Raw genomic sequence first — 1,295 nt, forward strand, 5'->3', positions numbered from 1 at the left:
CATTTTAAGCGGCGAGTAATAGTTTGCTAAAATGTGAAACGAAGTTGAACCGAGCAAACTGTTATGAGTCCGACTTTAAAACCTTGTTAGAACTACTTAACTCGGTGTATAAACCAACTTCTTTTAATTGAGGTTCGCACTGTCTGATTTCAGAGTAGTTAGCTACTAGGTCATAAACATAACCTGCTTTAAGTTCATAAGTAACAGTATTTACTTGTGATTTAATATAGCCTCCTTGGATTTGAAAGCTACACCTTAATCGCAAAGAGTTTTCACCTGCTAGAGCTAAGACTTGAACATGATTATTTTTAAATTCCTGATCATTCAACCCTGTAACTAATATTGCTTGGTCGTCTGGAAACGGGCTTAATAATTGTTTTATATAATCCATTTCATAACCACGTACTAATGCTTTTTTTCCGGACTTTACAGGCTCGTAATCTTGAACCGTCAATGTACTTACACAACCAGTAATATATATTGAAAATAATAGTAAATATTTGCGCATATAATTCTCTGTAGTTCTAACGCCCGCCTTAACAGGCGCAAAATAAGCAGGCTAAAATTAGCGACGAAGGAGCGCAAGCCTGCTGTTTTGCGTCATTGTTTAAGCGATTGTTATATTTTATTTTACACCGTACCGAACACTTTGAATTACCAAGCTTTTCTTTTTGCTAATAAGTGTTACAAAAGCTAATACATTATACTTCTGAAAAATGGCAGTACTTTCATTTTGTTCAGCAAAATCTATTTGCACAACTTTCCATGGCATAGTCATAGCAAAGTCAGGTAAACGATAATTTAGTTCAGCAGCATATTTCTCGTCCCATTGCTTACTTTTTTGTGAAAGAAGTCTCTCTAACTCAGTTTTTAGATTACTTAACTCTTTATCTGTTTTAGGTTTATTGACACCAAAAGAAAAGCAACCTTTTTCGAAGCAAGGCACATCATTTGGAGCATATGAAACACGTGCATTGTAATGTTCAGAACCTGAAAAAGACCAAACATTATCTATATCTTTCTGAGCTGTAAAAGTAACCCTAATATCACGACACCATTCTTTTTGGTCATTCGCAAGCAGAAGTTCGTATTCTCCTCGTACCAAGGTCGCTTTGCCTTCTTCAACTTTATCAACAAGTAGAAGCATATTATTAGCGACCTTCGGTTTTTCGAAGTCAACTACATCAAGTAAATGATAAAACTGTTTCAGATCACTTTCTGTCAAATATTTTGATAAAGAAAATGATTCCCGAGAAAAGCAGATTAGTAAAATTAAAAACAGATGTCTCAAAATA

General features: G+C 34.7%; 2 protein-coding genes. Both read right to left on the reverse strand.

What is annotated here, in order from left to right:
- Window positions 1-61: 61 nt before the first annotated feature.
- Window positions 62-508 carry a hypothetical protein gene (locus ACGHEH_RS21585; RefSeq protein ID WP_390449811.1) on the reverse strand — a complete coding sequence of 149 codons (447 nt, stop codon included), beginning with the start codon at window positions 506-508 and terminating at the stop codon, window positions 62-64.
- Between the two features lie 117 nt (window positions 509-625).
- Window positions 626-1,295 (reverse strand): hypothetical protein (locus tag ACGHEH_RS21590; RefSeq protein ID WP_390449813.1); only part of this gene is annotated, 670 nt, incomplete at its 5' end.

The organism is Pseudoalteromonas sp. MTN2-4, assembly GCF_042848605.1.
Classification (GTDB): Bacteria; Pseudomonadota; Gammaproteobacteria; order Enterobacterales; family Alteromonadaceae; genus Pseudoalteromonas.